The organism is Coleofasciculus sp. E2-BRE-01 (assembly GCF_040221695.1).
Lineage (GTDB): Bacteria > Cyanobacteriota > Cyanobacteriia > Cyanobacteriales > Coleofasciculaceae > Coleofasciculus.
In genome coordinates, this window is record NZ_JAVKEA010000161.1 from 56,212 (window position 1) to 76,568 (window position 20,357).

Annotated in this window: 13 protein-coding genes and 2 pseudogenes; 10 read left to right on the plus strand and 5 right to left on the minus strand. The window is 45.4% G+C overall.

Annotation, left to right across the window (positions count from 1 at the left end; genetic code table 11):
* Positions 1-19: 19 nt before the first annotated feature.
* The 4 genes from RIG66_RS20180 to RIG66_RS20195 all read left to right on the plus strand — a co-directional run bounded on the left by RIG66_RS20180 (position 20) and on the right by RIG66_RS20195 (position 5,667).
* Positions 20-1,564 (plus strand): AAA family ATPase, encoded by a 1,545-nt coding sequence (locus tag RIG66_RS20180; protein ID WP_446380534.1) that lies wholly within the window; start codon positions 20-22, stop codon positions 1,562-1,564.
* Positions 1,561-2,202, plus strand: coding sequence for a hypothetical protein (locus RIG66_RS20185; RefSeq protein WP_446380535.1), 642 nt, complete (start codon positions 1,561-1,563; stop codon positions 2,200-2,202). Before RIG66_RS20180 ends, RIG66_RS20185 begins: the two co-directional genes overlap by 4 nt.
* A gap of 245 nt (positions 2,203-2,447) precedes the next feature.
* Positions 2,448-4,313, plus strand: coding sequence for a biosynthetic-type acetolactate synthase large subunit (gene ilvB / locus RIG66_RS20190; RefSeq protein ID WP_446380536.1), 1,866 nt, complete (start codon positions 2,448-2,450; stop codon positions 4,311-4,313).
* 484 nt (positions 4,314-4,797) lie between these two features.
* Positions 4,798-5,667: a DUF4388 domain-containing protein gene (locus RIG66_RS20195; protein WP_446380537.1), complete on the plus strand. Its 870-nt coding sequence runs from the start codon at positions 4,798-4,800 to the stop codon at positions 5,665-5,667.
* A 98-nt stretch (positions 5,668-5,765) separates the two neighbouring features.
* Here the strand turns inward: RIG66_RS20195 and RIG66_RS20200 are convergent, their stop codons facing one another.
* Both RIG66_RS20200 and RIG66_RS20205 read right to left on the minus strand, forming a co-directional pair.
* On the minus strand, positions 5,766-6,782 hold the full coding sequence (locus RIG66_RS20200) for a S66 peptidase family protein (RefSeq protein ID WP_446380538.1): 1,017 nt from the start codon (positions 6,780-6,782) through the stop codon (positions 5,766-5,768).
* Complete coding sequence (locus RIG66_RS20205) at positions 6,760-7,149, minus strand: hypothetical protein (RefSeq protein WP_446380539.1); 390 nt, start codon at positions 7,147-7,149, stop codon at positions 6,760-6,762. Before RIG66_RS20205 ends, RIG66_RS20200 begins: the two co-directional genes overlap by 23 nt.
* Before the next feature lie 335 nt (positions 7,150-7,484).
* Between RIG66_RS20205 and RIG66_RS20210 the strand changes: the two genes are divergently transcribed.
* Together RIG66_RS20210 and RIG66_RS20215 are read left to right on the plus strand one after the other, a co-directional pair.
* A complete protein-coding gene (locus RIG66_RS20210; RefSeq protein WP_446380540.1) occupies positions 7,485-8,483 on the plus strand; it encodes a diguanylate cyclase domain-containing protein in 999 nt (332 codons plus the stop codon).
* Positions 8,484-8,716: 233 nt separating this feature from the next.
* Positions 8,717-9,079: pseudogene (locus tag RIG66_RS20215) on the plus strand (SAM-dependent methyltransferase); the annotation flags it as partial.
* A gap of 3 nt (positions 9,080-9,082) precedes the next feature.
* Here RIG66_RS20215 and RIG66_RS20220 read toward each other — a convergent pair.
* Positions 9,083-10,453 (minus strand): RNA-guided endonuclease InsQ/TnpB family protein, encoded by a 1,371-nt coding sequence (locus RIG66_RS20220; protein WP_446380541.1) that lies wholly within the window; start codon positions 10,451-10,453, stop codon positions 9,083-9,085.
* A gap of 114 nt (positions 10,454-10,567) precedes the next feature.
* Here RIG66_RS20220 and RIG66_RS20225 point away from each other — a divergent pair.
* The 4 genes and pseudogenes from RIG66_RS20225 to RIG66_RS20240 all read left to right on the plus strand — a co-directional run.
* Positions 10,568-11,146: pseudogene (locus RIG66_RS20225) on the plus strand (class I SAM-dependent methyltransferase); the annotation flags it as partial.
* Between the two features lie 151 nt (positions 11,147-11,297).
* Positions 11,298-12,338 (plus strand): class II fructose-bisphosphatase, encoded by a 1,041-nt coding sequence (glpX, locus tag RIG66_RS20230; protein ID WP_446380542.1) that lies wholly within the window; start codon positions 11,298-11,300, stop codon positions 12,336-12,338.
* A gap of 281 nt (positions 12,339-12,619) precedes the next feature.
* Positions 12,620-13,906, plus strand: a complete 1,287-nt coding sequence (locus RIG66_RS20235) for a glutamyl-tRNA reductase (RefSeq protein ID WP_446380543.1) — start codon at positions 12,620-12,622, stop codon at positions 13,904-13,906.
* Positions 13,907-14,668: 762 nt separating this feature from the next.
* Positions 14,669-16,648, plus strand: coding sequence for a protein kinase domain-containing protein (locus RIG66_RS20240; protein WP_446380544.1), 1,980 nt, complete (start codon positions 14,669-14,671; stop codon positions 16,646-16,648).
* 262 nt (positions 16,649-16,910) lie between these two features.
* Here the strand turns inward: RIG66_RS20240 and RIG66_RS20245 are convergent, their stop codons facing one another.
* Positions 16,911-18,620, minus strand: a complete 1,710-nt coding sequence (locus tag RIG66_RS20245; protein WP_446380545.1) for an adenylate/guanylate cyclase domain-containing protein — start codon at positions 18,618-18,620, stop codon at positions 16,911-16,913.
* A gap of 369 nt (positions 18,621-18,989) precedes the next feature.
* Positions 18,990-20,291 (minus strand): ATP-binding protein, encoded by a 1,302-nt coding sequence (locus tag RIG66_RS20250; RefSeq protein WP_446380546.1) that lies wholly within the window; start codon positions 20,289-20,291, stop codon positions 18,990-18,992.
* Positions 20,292-20,357: the final 66 nt, after the last annotated feature.

Here is a 20,357-nt window from a genome sequence, read left to right on the forward strand (position 1 = left end):
ACTGTATAGGGTTAACATTATGCTAACCAGGCTAAAAGTTTCTGGTTTTAAAAACCTTGTTAATGTGGATGTCCGCTTTAGTCCATTTACCTGTGTAGCGGGTGCAAATGGTGTAGGTAAATCTAACTTGTTTGATGCGATCAGGTTTCTGTCAGCCTTGGCTGATCTTCCTCTAATTGAAGCCGCTTTATCTGTTCGAGATGAGGGAGGTAGGACAGGAGATGTCCGTAGTCTGTTTCATCGGATTGGCAATGACTATGCTCCACAGATGTCATTTGAAGCTGAGATGATTGTGCCAGGTGAAGGCGTTGATGATTTAGGACAAACTGCCAAAGCTAGTATTACCTTTCTTCGCTACTCTATAAAGCTAGCCTATCGGCAAGATGATAGTCTCCGCTCATTAGGATCACTGGAACTGCTGAAAGAAGAGTTAGTTCATATTAATCTTGGTGATGCCCCTAAGCATTTGCTATTTAATCACAAGGCGAAAACTTGGCGCAAGTCGGCGGTGAAAGGACAGCGCCGAGTCCCTTATTTTATTTCTACAGAAGGTGAGGGGACAAATCGAGTGATTAAGCTCCATCAAGACGGCGGAAGCAGTGGTAGACCCTTAGCTCGTTCAGCAGCTGATCTGCCTCGAACTGTACTGTCTGTGACCAATGCAGCCGAAAGCCCAACAGCACTACTGGCACGTCGGGAAATGCAATCTTGGCAGTTATTACAGCTAGAACCTTCCTCTTTGCGACAACCCGACGAATTTACGGCTCCGACAAAATTAGGAACAGATGGCTCTCATCTAGCTTCAACTCTCTATCATTTGGCACGGCTGAGAAAAAATCTCCGCCAATCTGATCAGGAAGCCGAAGCGCAGGTTTATGCTCAAGTTGCAGGTCGTTTGGCAGAATTGCTCGATGATGTCGGAGAGGTAGGAATAGAGCGGGATGATCGTCGCGAACTGCTCACATTAATAGTCACAACTAGAGATGGTACAATCCATCCGGCGCGATCGCTCTCAGATGGAACAATGCGCTTTTTGGCGTTAGCGGTACTGGAATTAGACCCAGAAGCTCAAGGTTTATTGTGCTTAGAAGAACCTGAAAATGGTATTCATCCAGAGCGTATCCCGAAGATCCTCGAACTCCTACAAGACATCGCTACGGATGTTGAAGAACCCGTTGATCAAGACAATCCCCTACGCCAAGTGATCATCAATACCCACTCGCCAGCCGTTGTACAGCAAGTCCCAGAAGATAGTCTTTTGGTAGCTGAGTTGAAGGAAGAAAAAACACCGTCAGGACAATGGTTTAAAGGGGTACGTTTTAGTTGTCTACCGAATACTTGGCGACACCTTAAAGTTGCGGAAACCGAAAATACAAGTACTGTTCCTTTAGGTAAACTTCTCACCTACTTAAATCCAGTTCCTCCAGAACAGCCAGAGCTAAATGGCAATGGGCAACTGGAAACCGACCCATCTTTAAAACTTACCCCGTCTAAAAAACGCCGAGTTTTGGATAGAGAAGACATTCAACCTCTAATTTTAGGCTTCCCAAAAGAATTTGTATGAAGGAAATACGATACACATTACTATCTGATGGGAGTTCTGATAAGGCGCTACTACCTATTCTGACTTGGTTATTGCGATTACACGGAGTTGAATGTGCTATCCAGTCCCAGTGGGCTGATTTTCGACGCTTGCCCCAACAACCACTGAATCATTCAGAGAGAATTAAATGGAGTTTAGATCTTTACCCTTGCGACCTTTTATTTGTACACAGGGATGCCGAAAAAGAACCTCGTGAGAAACGAGTTACTGAAATTCAAAAAGCCGTTGAGGGGATCAGGGAATCAGTCTCTGTTCCGGTTATCTGTGTTGTACCTGTTCGGATGACAGAAGCTTGGTTATTATTTGATGAAGCTGCCATACGCAAGGCGGCAGAAAATCCCAGAGGACAGCAACCTTTAAATTTGCCAAACCTCTCTAAATGTGAGGAGTTACCTGATCCAAAACAATATCTTTGTCAACTTCTGCGTCAAGCAAGTGGGTTGACGGGTCGGCGACTAAAGAAATTTCGCGCCAGAGAGCGAGAGAAGATTCAACGAATTGCTGAACTTATCGATGACTTTTCGGCACTGCGGAGTCTGTCTGCCTTTCAACTACTAGAAGCAGACATAAAACAGATGATCAAAAGACAGAGTTGGTGAGTAAATTACAAATTTAATCCAGTTCTCGTAATTCCCTCGAAAATTTAGGAAATTAAAAAAATATAAAATTTTTACTTAAAGTTCATTCGTTCATGAACAATTAAAATCGTCTTGCCAAGAAAGTAAAATCATTGAGTCAAACTCTAAGCTGTATCCAAATTAGCAAACCGCTTACCCAGATTTGGGTTAGTACTCATTAGTAACGTTCCTCATACAATTGTTGGACTTAAGTGGAGGCACTAGCTGTGCAATCTGAAACTGTGAGAGTCAGGCGTGTATCCGGCGCTTTTGCCCTGATTGATAGTTTAAAGCGCCATGGTGTGAAGCACATTTTCGGTTATCCGGGCGGTGCGAATCTACCGATTTACGATGAAATCTACCAAGCGGAATCCGCTGGCGAACTCCAACATATTCTGGTGCGACACGAACAAGGGGCTGCCCATGCTGCTGACGGGTATGCCCGGGCGACGGGTAAAGTGGGCATCTGTTTGGCAACCTCCGGACCGGGAGCCACGAATTTGGTCACGGGTTTAGCTACGGCGAGTTTGGACTCTGTGCCAATGATTGCGATTACGGGACAGGTTCCCCGTGGGGCAATCGGTACGGATGGATTCCAAGAAATTGACATTTTCGGGATTACGCTGCCAATTGTCAAGCATTCCTATTTAGTGAATGATGCTCGCGATATTCCTAAGATTGTGGCGGAGGCGTTTCACATTGCGAGTACGGGTAGACCAGGACCGGTGTTGATCGATATTCCCAAAGATGTGGGAATGGAGCAATTTGACTACGTTCCGGTTGAACCGGGTACGATCAAGCTACCGGGATACCGTCCCACGGTGAAAGGGAATTCTAACCAAATTAACAAAGCACTAGATTTAATCCGGGCGGCAAAGAAACCGTTACTCTATGTAGGTGGCGGTGCGATCGCGGCAAGTGCCCAGGGCGAACTTCTGGAACTGGCGGAGCATTTCCAGATTCCGGTAACGACGACGCTGATGGGTAAGGGGGCATTTGATGAGTCCCATCCCTTGGCTTTGGGGATGTTAGGGATGCACGGCACCGCCTATGCTAACTTTGCCGTGAGTGAATGTGACCTGTTAATCGCCTTGGGTGCCCGCTTTGATGACCGGGTGGCAAGTTTGCCGAAACAGTTTGCGGCTGAGGCGAAGGTGATTCACATCGATATTGATCCGGCGGAAGTGGGGAAAAATCGGAACACTGATGTACCCATTGTTGGCGATGTGCGGCAAGTGTTAATTGACCTGTTGCGACGTTCTGATCAAGTCGGGAATGGTATCGATCCAGAACAAACGAAAGCGTGGTGCGATCGCTTGCAACAGTGGCGGGATGAGTATCCCTTAGATTTGCCCCATCCCCAGGAGAATCTTTCGCCCCAAGAAGTGATTGTGGAAGTTGCTCGTCAATCCCCCCACGCTTACTACACCACTGATGTCGGTCAACACCAGATGTGGGCGGCTCAATTCCTGAAAAATAAGCCCCGTCACTGGATATCGAGTGGCGGTTTAGGGACAATGGGATTTGGCTTGCCTGCGGCTGTGGGAGTCAAAATGGCTCTACCCTCCGAACCCGTGATTTGTATCAGCGGTGATGGTAGCTTCCAGATGAATATGCAGGAACTGGGTACGATCGCGCAGTACGGCATTGGCGTCAAGATTGTCATCCTTAACAATGGTTGGCTGGGAATGGTACGCCAATGGCAGCATTTGTTCTATGGCGATCGCTATGAAGCGACGAATCTGGAAGTCGGTACCCCAGAGTTTGTGAATCTGGCTCAGGTGTATGGGATTGAGGCAATTAAGGTAACTGAACGTCATGCATTACCCGATGCGATCGCTCAAATGCTTGCCCATGACGGTCCAGTGCTAGTCGATGTGCGCGTTACCCGCAATGAGGACTGTTATCCCATGGTGGCTCCTGGTCATACCAATAGTGACATGATGGGGTTGCACCCTCATAATCCAGAGCCGATTTCACCCACTATCCTGACGTGTTCTAACTGTGGAACCGAAAATCCAGCGACTCATAAATGTTGTTGTGAATGTGGCACGAAACTGTTGGATATGCCATCGACAGTGGCTTTGAGCTAATCGAACATGCGGTCGGGAATGTAGGAGAGTAGAGTATGTTCTGCTGAAACGCTTGGGAAGATGAAATGAGGCAGGAGAATTCTCGACTCTGCCTTGTTTCTTTCATCGTCCTCATTCCAGCTAAGGATAGACCGACTATTCAACATCTCGACTTCGCTCAGGGTCAACACCTTTAATATTGTCTGCCTTCAGTAGGATGTTAAATAAACTTTAACCCAGAAAGAATCGTCTTAGGTACAAATGGATGACGGCAAAACATGACAATGGCTATAAGGCGCAACTTTTCGAGTTGTAATTTAATAAAGATTCTTCTTTCTTAACACAACTTAGTAAAAAGCAATTATATGAAACTTTCATCAGGGATTAAACTAAGAGTAGTAAAAACTACAGATTTTTTTCGGGATCAAGCTAAACAGGCTGACTTTGAAGGCGTTACCCTACTCTTTGCATCCTCAATAACAAAACTGATATCAACGTAAGAACAATGTGTATTACAGGCTCACTCACTGACTTTTCATTACCCGAAATTTTTCGGCTCCTTGGTAAAGGGCATCATACGGGTTTACTCACTGTGAATACTGATGTTTCTACTCCTGTCACCCCCAATGGCGTTTGCTATGTTTGGGTCTATCGCGGTCGAATTGTGGCAGTTGATTCTCAGTTAAAGCATCTAGGATTAATCAAGTTAATTGCTCAACGCCAGTGGATGGATAGAAGTCAGTTAACTCAATTGAGTGAGTCATTGCCTCAGGAGCAACCCTTGGGTACATACCTGCAAAAACATGGGTTGTTAACCCTTCAACAAATCAAATGGTTGTTCCAAGTCCAAGTGTTACAACCCACCTGTACCTTGTTTCAACTCAAAACAGGTCATTTTAAGTTCAGCCATGAAGTTAAACTCCCCATGTTAGGAATGACGGGTTTGAGTCTAAATACCCTAGGTGCCAATTTACTAGGATTACGTTCTTTGCGTAACTGGGATGTCCTAAGCGATAAACTACCTGATGTTAATGCTGGGTTGCTCAGTGTTACAGGACACCCTCGTTATCCCCTCAACGCCTTAGAATCTCAAGTCTGGGAGTATACCAGCGGCACTGTGTCCTTGAGGGAAATTGCTAAACAACTCAGACTTTCGGTAACAACGGTACAGCAGATTGCTTTTCGATTAATGACAGTCGGATTGGTCGAAGAAATTCCCTTAGTGATTCATGCTCCCTGTCCTCAATCTGTGGACGCGATCGCGACACCACTCCATCCAGAAGCGACCGATCAGCCAGTCAGCCACTCATTTTTGCACAATCTAATGGGTTTCTTAGCAGATAAGTCCAAGCACCTGCCGTTACGGGCGGCTTAGTTCGGGAAAGGATCAGAAACACTAGATGTAGACAGGCAGCCGTTTACAGCAACGTGGAATGCAATAATGTATTTCAATCAGGACTAAACTGCTATATATCAAATTACTACCGATTCTAATAAACGAATTGTGCCTCGCTCCGCATCAATTTCTACCATTCCACCGATAGGGACAGTAAACTTATCCTGAATATGACCGATCATCGAACCATACCAGGCGGGAATCCCCAACGGTTTAATATGGTCAGCTAAGACTTGCCGCAACGTCAGCGATGGTTCATTAGCGTCGCCTGCAGGACAGTTTGTACATTGGGCAAAAATAAATCCAGCCACTTGATCGAGAATTCCAGCGAGTTTGAGCTGGGTTAACAAGCGGTCAATCCGGTAAACCTCTTCTCGTATATCTTCCACAAACAAAATAGTCTGCTGCCAGTCGGGCAAATACTCTGAACCCACCAACGCCGCCACCAGCGATAAATTTCCCCCCACCAGACGCCCTCTTGCCTTACCCTTGGTAATGGTTTCCACAGGAGTACTCAATAAATTTTGCAGTGTCATTGCTGCCCCATCAAACAAGATGCGTTGCAGATGTTGGACTGAGAACCAATTCCAGGTTGATGTTCCCAGTGGTCCATGAAAGGTGATCAGGTTGCTGTGAGTATAAATCGCTAACAGAAGCGAGGTAACATCGCTATAGCCGATAATGATTTTGGGATTTTGGCGGATTAGCTCGTAGTCCAACAGGGGTAAAATTCGATTACAACCCCATCCGCCTGCCATTGCTAGCACAGCCTGGACAGACGAATCGGCAAACATCGCATTCACATCAGCCGCGCGGTCAACATCTTGACCCGCCAGGTAGCCGTATTGGTCGAAAAGATGGGTTCCCAGTTTGGTTTTTAAGCCGAGTTGTGATAAGACTGGAGTAAATTCATCAAGGGTCTTTTGGTCAACTAGACCGGCTGGACTAATCAACCCTATGGTATCACCAGGATTCAGGCGTCGTGGTTTGAGAAGGGGTAGGGGGTTTGCCGTTACAGGGACTTGGGTTGCCAATAGCGTCAGTCCCAAGAGTTGAAGAAAGGCACGGCGATTACCGGAAAAGGGTTGGCTCAATGGTCAGTCCCGGAAAACTACAATAGAAGAAGTCATAAACGGCTTGGAGTACCGAGCGGGCAAAACAAGCTAGAATTGACATACTTGAATCATCTCTAAACATCAAGCAATAATAATAGAGATATTGCATCTGCCAGATTTTGGTCAACTCACCGCAGCTAGGCATTAAACTCCCGAATCGGGATTCAGGCTTGGTTTGTGTCATCACCGCGCGATCGGTACAGAAACGATTATTTTTTTGTATCCGATTAATTACAGACATTTGATCTGACGGTGCTGAATCTGACTCGTTGAACAGCATCTGCCGGCAAAATTCACGATAGCCAGTCAACAACTCCAACAATTCAGCCATTACACCCAGAGACATGGCAATTGCTTCAGGCTATGGTAGGGAAAGATACTCTTTCTCTCGATTTGGAGGTGATCAATCATTCCCTGGAACCTGCCTCAGGTTAATGGCATCCATGCTGCAGCTATCCTCAACAGACGTATAGAGACTCGATCGATGAAATTGACAGGTTGAAGTCATGGGATTTTAGGAACTAGGAAAATCTACCGTTTCGTCAGATGCTAGAACAGATAAGCAAGGGTGGTGATCCCATGGCAGCACTGGCGCAGTTTTTTTTGCCAGCTAGAGGCTGAGTATCAACGGGTCACATTAATCTTACAGACCCAAAGACGGCAATATCAGCATTCTTAAGGATGAAATTAGTTTCTTTGCCCGAAGAACCACCAACCATTTTGGTGGTTGATGATGACCAGTTTATACGAGAACTTTTACGCCGAGTCATGGAAAAAGAAGGCTATAAAGTTGTTGAAGCAACCAACGGCGAACAGGGTTTGGACGTTTATCAGCGTCTCAAACCGCATCTGGTCATGCTAGACGCCCTGATGCCGGTCATGGATGGTTTTACCTGTTGCAAACACTTACAAAAACTCTCAGACGAAGACGAGACATCACCCGATAGCGAACATTTGGAGGCTCAAGGGTTACAGGGAGTTTCCCAAACGCCGGTGTTAATGATTACCAATCTGGATGATCCAGAATCCGTTGACCGCGCCTTTGCCGTTGGTGCTACTGACTATATCACCAAACCGATTCACTTAGCCGTCTTGCGTCAACGAGTACGGCGTTTAATTCAACAGTTTCAGCTTTATCAAAAACTTGAACAAGCCAATCGAGAGTTACAACGTTTAGCCACGTTAGATGGACTAACGGGTGTAGCCAATCGCCGTCGGTTTGATCAATACCTTGATGATGAGTGGTGGCGCATGATTCGAGAAGAGTCGCCCTTATCTCTGATTTTATGTGATATCGACTATTTCAAGAAATATAATGATACCTACGGTCATCAAGCCGGTGATGCCTGTTTGCGAAGGGTAGCTGATGCTTTGCGTTTTTGTGCCAAACGGTCTGTGGATTTAGTGGCTCGCTATGGCGGTGAAGAATTTGCGATTGTGTTACCCAATACTACCACGATTGGTGCGTCTTTAGTGGCTGAAGAATTACGCAGCTTGGTTCATGGTTTAAAGATTACCCATGCAGCGTCAGCTATTAGTGAATATGTCACACTCAGTTTAGGTGTTGCCAGTCTTTATCCTGAGCCTGATACTCCACCCGCTAAGCTAGTTGCTGAAGCGGATATGGCTTTGTATCAAGCGAAAGCCTCTGGGCGTAATCGATATGTGGCGAAAGTTTGAATCGTCATGGGTCATTGGTCATTGGTCATTGGTCATTTGTTTTATGTAAGGATTTGAGGGCTATTTACACAATTTAATAGAGTTGAGTTTATTTCCACCAACTTACATAAGGTAGGGCGTTGTCAATAGGAAACTTGAGTGTAGGGGGATGGTATGCTGTTGCTTAAATATCGTAGGATTGCCAATATTGTGTACAGGCTAATCCCCAAAACAGATAATCGCTAAGAACTATTATGACAACTACGGTCAACCCAACACCCCGATTAGCCTCGCGCTTGGTGAATGGTTTCCTTGCCATTAAACCTTTGGCTAATTTAGCAAAGCAGCAAGCTCGTAAGATGATTATCAAGCGAGCGGAAAAAATTGGCGTACCTTGGACAAAACAGGTCAATGAGTTACGTTCTCTGGACTGGGATAGTTATCTGAGTCAAGTGCAAAACCCCCAGTTAACCTACCCGGATTATTATTTGCGTCCCTTCCATGCTTATGACCAGGGAAATCTCCAATGGGATGCGGCGTTTGAACACGAAGTTGCGGCTTATGCGGTTCATGCAAATCTCTACCCTGAGGATAAACTCCAAGGAGACGGTGACATCCTCCTACACCGTAATCTTTGATTCGGTGTAGGCTTCCTTTGTCGCAGTCTTCCGGCTACGCTTCCGGCGTTTTATAGTGGGGAATATGTCCAGCCCCACTCTCTTGATGTTAATCGCAGCGTTCCAATCTCTGTCTAGAATTAATCCGCATAGGCACTCGTGTATTCGGACTGACAAATCTTTTTTAACTAGACGATTACAACAAGAGCATACCTGGCTTGTATTATGGGGTTTAACTTTCACCACCGTCTTACCAGCTTTTGCGGCTTTGTAAGCGAGAATTGACAAGAATTGACCCCAACCAGCATCATTGATTGATTTGTTTAAGCCTGACTTGGCACTCTGCCCATTTGGTAAATATTTTCCATCTTCATCCTGCTTGGGTTTATTTTGCTGTGATAAGTTAGCGGACTTGATATCCTCAACAAAGAACACTTGTTCGTCCCGGCTCACCAGCCGCGTTGCTGATTCATAATGGAACTGCTTACGCTTCCGTTGTAACTTCTGATGGTGTTTAGCTATTTTCTTAGCTAGTTTCCGTCGCGATGCCGACTTGTGAGGCTTCTTGTCTTTGCGGTTTTGAAGCTTGGCTAATTTGTCTTCGGACTTGCGATAGTGCTGTTGAATAGCTTCTACGGTTCCATCAGATGCCGTCCAAAACTTCTCTAGACCTACATCAATTCCAATAGAATTATCCTCAGTCGCCTCTATCTCTGGCGACGTTAAACTTGGAACAGACTTATCTTCAAGTGTTAGCGCTATGTACCAACCATCTGCTTTCCGAGAAATCAGCGCTGCTTTAATGGTGAACCCTTCCGGGATTGGGCGGTGATAAATGACCTTAACCTGACCAATCTTAGGTAGATTGATTTGTGCAATGTTCCGTCTGGCTTCCCCGTTCTTGCGCTTATGAGGATTGGTAATAACTGTAAGGCAATCCGCCTTAAGCTGAGGGAAAGAGAGTGTTCTGTATCGCTTAACAGACTTGAATCTAGGTTTACCACTCCGTCGCCGTTTGAAATCACCTTTTAGGAAGCGATTGAACGTATCCTCTACTCTCTTGATTGCCTCCTGAATAACTTGAGAGTGAACGCCATCATATAGGCGATGATGAGACTCTCTTGACCAATGAGCAGCCCGTTTTTGGCTATAGTATGATGGCTGCTCTTTTAGCTCTGGCAGATGGGTGACAAGGATTGAGCAAGCATTGACAGGGGAACGATTACAGTCCCACCAGTTAAACCGTTCTTCTAGCATCAAATTGTGTATTCGGCATAATTTATACAGCCATTCATTTAATTGAACTGACTGTTGCTTGTTAGGAACAATTCGATACTGATAATTTAGCTTAAATGTGTCTTTGCTTCGCTTCAAAATTATCACCTCCCTACACTATAATAACATGGTTGAATTGTTGATTGAGGGGGATAAATCCCCCCCACTGGCAATTCATCTCAACGCCAAATCGAAGATTATGGCGTGAGGCTTCTTGCCGAGTCAGCTAAACTGCGACAGAGTTACCATGAGTTGGTGCAAAAGCACGTTACAACTGAGCCGCAAGATATTGTGGATCTGGGGTGTGGTGTAGGGATGAGTACCTTTGCCCTACAACAGATTTATCCCCAGGCAAATATGACGGGTGTAGACTTATCGCCTTACTTTCTAGCTGTTGCCGAATATAAGTCCAAACAGCATCATACAGAAATTAACTGGAAACACGCGGCGGCTGAAGCGACAGGTTTACCGGATGCTTCGTATGATTTGGTGTCTGTCTTCTTGGTATTCCACGAATTACCCCAAACGGCGGCAAAGGCAATCCTACGGGAGGCACGGCGGTTATTACGTCCTGGTGGCTATCTTACCCTGATGGATATGAATCCTCAGTCTCAGGTGTATGCGACGATGCCAGCTTACGTTTTTACCTTATTTAAAAGCACTGAGCCTTACTTTGATGACTATTTCACCTTGGATATCGAGCAAGCGATCGCGGAAGCCGGATTCCAGCCACCGATGATCACGCCGAATAGTTCCCGCCATCGGACGATCATTGCCCCAGTCGAGACGTAGCGTGCTATGTCCCGACACCTAATCGTAGCAAAACTTAACATAAACCAATACTCGACATTCTTTCGAGGAGATCCCAGTCTCTGATAGACTTTTAGACTGGGGACAGTAAATAACACCAGGGAAAAACTAAGCAGTTGAGAGGAAAAGCTTCGTGCTAGAAACTACGCTAGGACTAGAAATTATTGAAGTTGTCGAACAGGCAGCACTTGCCTCTGCCAAATGGATGGGCAAAGGTGATAAGAACACCGCTGACCATGTGGCAGTCGAAGCCATGCGGGAGCGGATGAACAACATTCACATGCGGGGTCGCATCGTGATTGGCGAAGGGGAGCGAGATGAAGCCCCGATGCTGTATATCGGTGAACAAGTGGGCATCTGTAACCAGCCGGATGCGAAGAACTTTTGTAATCCCGATGAACTGATTGAAGTCGATATTGCCGTTGACCCTTGTGAAGGGACGAACTTGGTGGCTTATGGGCAACCCGGTTCAATGGCGGTGCTAGCCATTTCTGAGAAGGGAGGGCTGTTTGCTGCACCTGACTTTTATATGAAAAAGCTAGCTGCGCCTCCTGCGGCTAAAAATCATGTCGATATCAATAAATCGGCAACAGAGAACCTGCAAATTCTCTCGGAATGTCTGGATCGCGCAATTGAGGAACTTGTGGTCGTCGTTATGAAGCGCGATCGCCACAAGGGACTAATTGAGGAAATCCGCTCGGCTGGGGCGAGAGTTCGGCTAATTAGTGACGGAGATGTCTCTGCGGCTCTCTCTTGTGCCTTTTCAGGGACAAATATCCATGCTCTGATGGGTATTGGTGCTGCACCCGAAGGCGTTATCTCTGCTGCGGCGATGCGCTGTTTAGGCGGACATTTCCAAGGTCAGCTAATTTATGACCCAGCAACTGTACAGACGGGTTTGATTGGTGAAAGCAAAGAGGGGAACCTAGAGCGGCTCCAAGAAATGGGCATTAACGACCCCGATAAGGTCTACAATACTCATGAGCTAGCCTCAGGTGACACCGTGCTATTTGCCGCTTGTGGGATTACGCCGGGTACCTTGATGGAAGGGGTACGACTCTTCCACGGGGGAGCGCGGACTCAAAGTCTGGTTATTTCCACCCAGTCCAAGACGGCTCGCTTTGTGGACACTGTCCATCTGTTTGATCAGCCGAAGAGCCTGCAACTACGATAGATACTGTCAATTTATCCATTTTCGCAGGATTTCTTCCACTTGAATTCCAGTCATCGAGATGGAGATAAAAGCGTTCAAGCCAGAGTATAAGCAATGATAATGCTACTTACTCTGGCTTAACGTTGATTGTTTATTTCTCCCCGGTTAAAAATTTCATCTCTGAATCGGTGAACTTATACTGAATTGTTCATCGTATTCAGACAAATTTCTCAATTTTCTCTATCCTTATAAAACAAGACTGATAGTTGACCCAACCCAACGACAGAGATTTGGAGAACACAATGAATATTGCCGTCGTAGGTTTAAGCCACAAAACAGCGCCCGTTGAAGTCCGGGAAAAACTAAGCATTCCCGAAGCCCAAATAGAAGGTGCGGTGCAACAACTCTGTAGCTACCCCCATGTTGAAGAAGTAGCGATCCTTAGTACCTGCAATCGCCTAGAAATTTATATTGTGGCAGCAGAAACGGAAAAGGGTGTGCGTGAAGTCAGTCAATTCCTTTCAGATAACTCTCTTGTCCCCTTGCATCAATTACGCCCCCATTTGTTTATTTTGTTACATCAAGATGCGGTGATGCATCTGATGCGCGTTGCAGCGGGATTGGACAGTTTAGTTTTAGGCGAAGGACAAATCTTATCGCAAGTCAAGCATACCCACAAAATCGGTCAGCAACACAAGGGAATTGGACGCCTGTTGAATCGACTGTTTAAACAAGCGATTACCGCCGGAAAGCGAGTCCGCACCGAAACCAGCATTGGTACCGGGGCGGTTTCGATTAGTTCGGCGGCGGTGGAACTTGCCCAGATGGAAGTGCAAAACTTGGCGGCTTACCGAGTGGCAATTATCGGTGCGGGGAAAATGTCGCGTTTGCTGGTGCAGCATCTACTTTCTAAAGGGGCTGAGTCAATCGCCATTATCAATCGCTCAACTCGTCGGGCGGAAGAGTTGGCAAAGCAGTTTGAGAATGCTCAGTTAACGGTACATCCCCTGTCGGAGATGATGGCGGTGATTCCGGAGTCGGATATGGTGTTTACCAGTACCAGTGCGACGGAACCAATCCTGGATCGGGCTAAACTGGAAGACCATCTTGATCCGAATCGCTCCTTAATGTTATTTGATATTTCCGTACCGCGTAATGTGGATGCTGATGTCAATGAACTTGAACAGGTGCAAGCCTTTAATGTGGACGACTTAAAAGCAGTGGTGGCGCAAAATACCGAAAGCCGCCGTCAGATGGCAATGGAAGCGGAAAACTTACTGGAACAAGAGGTAGAAGCGTTTGAGATTTGGTGGCGATCGCTAGAAACTGTGAGTACCATTAGTAGTCTACGGGAGAAAGTCGAAGGGATTCGGGAACAGGAATTAGAAAAAGCCTTATCTCGCTTAGGTTCAGAGTTTGCCGACAAACATCAAGAAATCATCGAAGCGCTGACACGGGGAATTGTCAATAAAATCCTCCATGATCCGATGGTGCAGTTAAGGGCGCAGCAGGATATTGAAGCCAGACGTCAAGCGATGCAGACGCTGCAAACGCTGTTTAATTTAGAGATTGAAGAACAGTTTGGTTAAACGTTGGAGATCAAGAGAGTAGGAGGGTGATGCTGAGTAAATATTCTCCCTCTCTTTTTTTTGAAGTACAGCCTTAAGCAAGATCCCCGACTTCTTGGAGAAGTCGGGGATCTGTCTGTCCGTCACCTTGAGGGGGTGACAAGCTCGCGTCAAAGGTAGGTAGGGTGTGGGGTATGGGGTATGGGGTGTGGGGTGTGGGGAAAATTTTAGAGAAACACAAACCCCAAATGTGAACAGTAGAGCAAATGATTCAATTAAACCTCAGCGTTGATGACTAGACAAAACAGACAAAAGTCTTTGGTCATCAGAGGTTCAGCTTGTTTGCGCCGTTGGTAAATTTATGATTGAATGTCCTCATTTTAAGCGCTTTTTTGTTAGAGAGTGAGTATCGCCTCTATAATTAACATGGTAGGCATCTGGCTCCCCGGAGTCAGGTGAGCCGACTCTAACGTGCAGTGTTTCCAGAAACGTGTCGGGTCAGCCAGAGTTAAAAGACCTCAAACTGATCGAACGACAGTTATCGGTCAAGGTTATTTTTGAAAAGAAACAAGAATAGCTGATTCGTCGGTAAACTTCCTGTCGGTGAATTAGCGACTATCTTGGAAAAAATAAACAATGAACTCAGGTTCGATTGCCAGATAAAGAATAAGACAAGTTAGTGGGGTGCTGTTTTCAAGGCGATAGTGAATTAGACTTGTCTAAAAATTAGTCAAAGACCCTTTGAATCGTGGGTTGACGTGTAATTTCTGGACGTGTCTAGTGATGAAGAAAAATTCAACAGGGGCGCTGACAAAAACGATGGTGTCGGGTTCTCAAGACGCTTGGGACAATAAACCTCTAGGCGGGCGCTATCACGTTATCGAAAAGCTAGGGGTCGGAGGGTTTGGTCAAACCTTCTTGGCGCGGGATATGCATTTGCCCGGTCATCCCCAATGCGTCGTTAAAAAATTAAAACCTCAAGTGAGCGATGATGATGAGGAGGGGCTGCAAACGGCGAGACGCCTCTTCCAAACGGAAGCTCAAGTCCTCTATCGACTGGGTAATCATGAGCAGATTCCTCGGCTTTTGGCTCATTTTGAGGAAAATCACGAATTTTATCTGGCTCAGGAATATATTCAAGGACAACCCTTAAGTAAAGAGATAGACTCTCATCTAACGTGGTCACAGGAAAAAGTGCTATCCCTCCTGCAAGATATATTGCAGGTACTAACATTTGTCCATCAACAAAATGTGATCCACCGGGATATCAAGCCAGCCAATTTGATTCGCCGCGCCGCTGATGGCAGAATTGTGCTGATTGATTTTGGTGCGGTGAAACAGGTTAGATGTGAGTCGCTGAATCCGGAAACGGGGTTGACCAATGTGACGATTTCTATCGGCACTAAGGGATATATGCCCAATGAACAATTGGCAGGAAAACCTCGCTATAGTAGTGATGTTTATGCGGTGGGGATTATTGGGATTCAGTTATTAACGGGAATTCATCCCAAACATATTAAAGAAGACTCCGATACGGGTGAACTCAACTGGCGCAAATATGCCAAGCAGATTAGTCCAGAATTTGGGGAAATTTTGGATAAGATGGTGCGCTATGATTTTCGCGATCGCTATGCAACCGCAGAAGAAACCCTGTTAGCATTCCAGAGTTTACCCGCGCCATTATTGGAGTCGGCGTCACCCCCCCAACCGTTAGTCCCTGAGTGTGAATTGCCGCCCCTAGTTGATCCCCAAGCGCCGACGGATCAGGAGAGTCAAAATTTAGCCGGTGATTCCGCCGAGACTAAGGCGTGGGAGGCGACACCAACGGAATCAACGCTGATTGAAGTCGAGGAGTCGAATAGCGAATCATCTTCGAGTCAAACCCAAGACACCGGACGCACCCAAACCTCTCAGCCTCATCTGGGACGAACTGATGCTACCGTATCCCTGAGCCAACCCCAGGACTTGGAACCCACCGCAACGGTGTCAACCGCCGCTAGAACCCACGGATTTCGGCAATGGTTGATGCAGCCCTGGACAATTGCCACGATCGCGATCGCGGTTAGTTCTATGGTTACCGTCACCCTGATTCTACTCCCCTCTCAATTGAATCATCAGTCTCAAATTGAGGATGTCCCCGCTGAAAGCCCCAGCCCAACTCCCACCCCCACTCCCACTCCCTCCCCAACCCCCGAACCCACGGCTGAATCCTTACTCGCCGAAGCCGAAGATTTACGACAAGCCGGAGAATACGAGAAAGCAATAGAAGTTTATGATCAGGCGATCGAACTCCAATCCGACTTAGCCCCTGCCTATTGGGGACGGTGCTACAGTCTTAATCAATTAGGACAACCCGAACAAGCCCTAGTCGCCTGTAATGACGCCCTCGCTTACCAATCCGATTATGCCGAAGCCTTAGTCAGCAAAGCCGATGCCCTACAGCAACAAAACCAGATCATCGACGCACTGCGACTTTATGAACGGGTAACTGAATACTATCCCGATTTTGCCAGAGGATGGATTCGCTATGGCATAGCCCTGCAAGGGGTGGGACGTTCCGCTGAGGCGGTTCAAGCGTTAGACAAAGCGATTGAACTGGATCGGAACTCCGCCGATGCTTGGGCAACTCGCGGTGAGGCGCTGATGGCATTAGGGCGCACCACGGAAGCGATTCCTTCTCTGGATAAAGCCCTGCAACTGGAACCGGATTATGAAAAAGCTGCCAACCTGCGTGAAAAGGCGAGGGAAAGACTAGGGCGTTAGGGCGATAAGTAAGGGATAGGGGAACCATGTAGAGACGTGCCATGGCACGTCTGGTAGAAGAAACTCAGGTAGATATAAAAAAGACATCAGATGTAGGGGCGGGTTTAGGGATAAGATGAATAGACCCACCTCAAACTGCACAACAAAACCCGCCCTGATCCCAACTTAAAATCAATGGCACGTTCCTTAAGCTCAGAACTAAAGTTCTGGCTAAAAGCTTAAACCCGTTAAAACGGGTTCAAAGTTTTATCTTACTTTAGTTTTACTGATCAGATTGACAGCGCCGCAGATAGAGTTGAGCAACAGTATCTCTAGGATTCATTTCCAAAACAACTTCAAAGTGTTGAGCGGCTTGTTGCATTTGTCGCTGATAGTAAAACAACACCCCCTGCTCAAACATTGTTTTCGTCGCTGACTTACTCTGTTTGATATGAGGCTCATCGCCATCAAAGACTTCAAAAACTGCCACAGCTTTTGATTTTCCCTTTACTTTTACCTGCTCAATGAAGCGAAGATTATACTCGGTGGGGTTTTGTAAACGTGCCAAGGTGTAATGGGTCATGAACAGCGATACTCCATAGTCTTTGGTTAGATTTTCCAGCCGGGAGGCTAAATTCACATGATCACTAATGACAGTAGTATCCATGCGGTATCGTCCGCCAACGGTTCCCAGCATTAAAGAACCTGTGTTGATGCCAATGCCAATTTTCAGGGGGAGATATCCCGAATTCACCCGATTTTCATTATACTTATCTAACCGTTGCAACATAGAAATTCCGGCGCAGAGGGCATCATCGGCACTGCCACTAAATAATGCCATAATTCCATCTCCCATATATTTATCAATAAATCCCTTATGTTCAATAATCGCCGGTTCCATCTGGTAAAGATAAGCGTTGATAAACTTGAAATTATCTTCAGGCGTCATGGTTTCAGACAGGGTGGTAAAATTCCGAATATCGGAAAATAAAACCGACATTTCCTGCTCCACTTCATCGCCTAATTGAATATCAATAATACTGTCTTTCTCTAAAAGCTGGAGAAATTGACGGGGGACAAAGCGAGATAAGGCTTCGTTGAGTTGAATCAGTTCCGCTTCGGCTTTTTGGCGCAAGTGCAGTTCCTGATAAACATCGCTAATATCTCGACCTTCGATAATTAGATATTCAACAATACCACGCTCATCAAGAATGGGTTTTATTGAGAAATCAATCGTTGCGGTGCGATTGTCAGCCCCAAAAATATCGATTTCATAGCGGATAAATTCACCACTAACCGCTTTTTCAAATGCTAATTTGACCTGAGCTTGGGTTTCGGGGGAAACTGTCCACCAGTAACAGTCCCACAATGGCTTACCCACTACGTCTTCTAACTGCAATCCGCTAAAATCTAAGGCGGTTTGGTTGGTTTCTAAGAGAATACCCTCAACCGAGAGCATTCCGGTAAACTGAAATGTCTGATTAAAAATTGCCCGAAACTTACGTTCACTCGCACTGAGTAACTGCACCGATTCCGCTAACTCCTGATTCAAACGCTGACATTGAATATTTTGTTCTGCCAGCTTTTTTGCCTGGAGATAACTGTTGACTGCTTCTACAACTGTTAATCTTAGGTCTTCAGTTTCCCAAGGCTTAGCAATATAACGATATAATTTTGCATACTTAATTGCCCGTCCCACGGCTTCTATATCAGCTTGTCCAGTCAGCATAATTTTGAGGGTTTTGGGAGAAAGGACATGAACGTGCTTTAACAACTCATCTCCCTTCATATCTGGCATAATATGGTCGGAAATAATTAAAGGGACTTCATAACCATCCTCTAACAATTCGTCAAGTAACTCTAATGCTTCTTCTCCCCCTTCAGCAATTTCAATGAGATATTCATTACTTATTGCCTCTTGAAGTTCTGTCCTGAGACTTTTGAGTATATTGGCTTCATCATCAACACAGATAATGACTGTTTTTTTTATCATTAATCATTGTTTTTATCATTAGTCATTGTTTATAGGATTCAAATCGGGCTAATCATGATTTTAAAATTATATTAATTCGGCTTCAGCCAAAGGTTTAAATGAGCAGCAATAGAGTCAGTTGGGCAAAGTAGATAAAAATATAACTCAGCCAAGTGATAGTTATCGATCATACTGTTCCTCTACTATTATAACCGGATCTAGGATGATTTTTTTGTCGTCAACATATAAAATAATGGGTTTGCTCATTTGTCCCTTGTTCTTCATCCTGAATGTAGATCGTGCGTTACCCTAAATTCGCTTAACAATAACTTTCAACAATTGACTTCTAATACTCCTGGCTGGTCGCCTATAGAGGATTCCATATTCATGCTAAGATTCAATAGGGATAAAAACACTGAATATCGTTCGACCGGGTTGACTTTCTACAGTCATACAACCCAAATGTTTATCAATGATTTTTTTGACAATATCAAGCCCTAATCCACTCCCTTCTCCAGCAGATTTAGTCGTGAAAAATGGCTCAAATATTTTCGATTTAATTTCTTCGGGTATGCCACAACCACTATCGGTAATACTAATTTTTGCTTGCTGGTTTTCTTGCGTGACATCAATCGTTAAGGAACCCCGGTTATCCATGGCTTGTAAGGCATTATGGATTAGATTTATCCACACCTGATTGAGTTCATCGGGATAACAGGATACAGGTGGAATTTCGGTGTAGTTTCGGATCACTTTAACTCCTTGTTTGAGTTGATTTTGATAGAGGGTTAAAACTGTTTCAATTCCCTCAGTAAGATTGACTGTTATCTTTTCTCCAGACTGGTCATAACGAGAATAGGTTTTCAGAGCAAATACTACTTTCGCGGCTCGTTCTGTGGAGGTATTAATTGTAGCGGTGCCTCGTTTGAGTTCGGAAAGTTTATACGCGATTTCTAAGATTTGCAAGCTGTCAGGTCTTTTTAGCAGAGGGATAAAGGGTTCAATCTCGTCAGAAATCCCCATAATCACTAGCCTCTCGGCAATACTATCAGCATCAGCAATGTCCAAGTTTTCCAATTCCCGTCTTAAGGCTCTCTTAAAATTCCGCTCTTCTTTCGTCGATAAAATTGATTGGTGTTGCAGTGAGCGTTGCAGTAAAGCCAGGAAAATAGCGGAGTCTTCTGTAGATAGGGATTGAAACAGTGTGGGTAAGTGATTTAAGGTTTGGTCTAGGAATTTGGCAATAGTTCCGGCAGAGGAACGAATGGCTCCTAGAGGCGTATTAATTTCATGGGCAACGCCTGCAATAAGTTGACCCAAAGCTGCCATTTTTTCTTTTTGGATGAGTTCATCTTGAGTTGTTTTGAGTTCTTCGAGGGCTTGGGCGAGTTCCTGGGTTCGTTCAGCAACCTGAGTTTCTAATGTGCGATTGTAGTCCGCTAAAAGCTTCTCGGCTTCTTTGCGTTTGGTAATGTCTTGAAAAGCAGCAATCGCATAAATAATTTTACCCTGTTCATCGAAGATAGGTGTTGTTGAAACTTCTAATGGAAGAATTTTATCGGGTTGATGTATTTTTAAATCATCAAGATAAACCGTTTTTCCTTGTAACGCATTAACAATAAGCTGTTCGGCATTTAAATAGGGTATAATTAAAATAGGAAATCCGAAAAACGAAAAAAATATGCCAGCCAAAAATTATTTGAAACCCGCTCAAAAAGAAAAATTACAAGTTGCTCTAAAAACCGAGAAAAATGCAGA

Bases quoted from the DNA above. Each gene is read 5' to 3' on its own strand.
- RIG66_RS20210 (WP_446380540.1), top strand. From the start codon at position 7,485: ATGAAATTAGTTTCTTTGCCCGAAGAACCACCAACCATTTTGGTGGTT.
- RIG66_RS20180 (WP_446380534.1), top strand. From the start codon at position 20: ATGCTAACCAGGCTAAAAGTTTCTGGTTTTAAAAACCTTGTTAATGTG.
- RIG66_RS20240 (WP_446380544.1), top strand. From the start codon at position 14,669: ATGAAGAAAAATTCAACAGGGGCGCTGACAAAAACGATGGTGTCGGGT.
- RIG66_RS20195 (WP_446380537.1), top strand. From the start codon at position 4,798: ATGTGTATTACAGGCTCACTCACTGACTTTTCATTACCCGAAATTTTT.
- RIG66_RS20235 (WP_446380543.1), top strand. From the start codon at position 12,620: ATGAATATTGCCGTCGTAGGTTTAAGCCACAAAACAGCGCCCGTTGAA.
- RIG66_RS20185 (WP_446380535.1), top strand. From the start codon at position 1,561: ATGAAGGAAATACGATACACATTACTATCTGATGGGAGTTCTGATAAG.
- RIG66_RS20245 (WP_446380545.1), bottom strand. From the start codon at position 18,620: ATGATAAAAAAAACAGTCATTATCTGTGTTGATGATGAAGCCAATATA.
- RIG66_RS20205 (WP_446380539.1), bottom strand. From the start codon at position 7,149: ATGTCTCTGGGTGTAATGGCTGAATTGTTGGAGTTGTTGACTGGCTAT.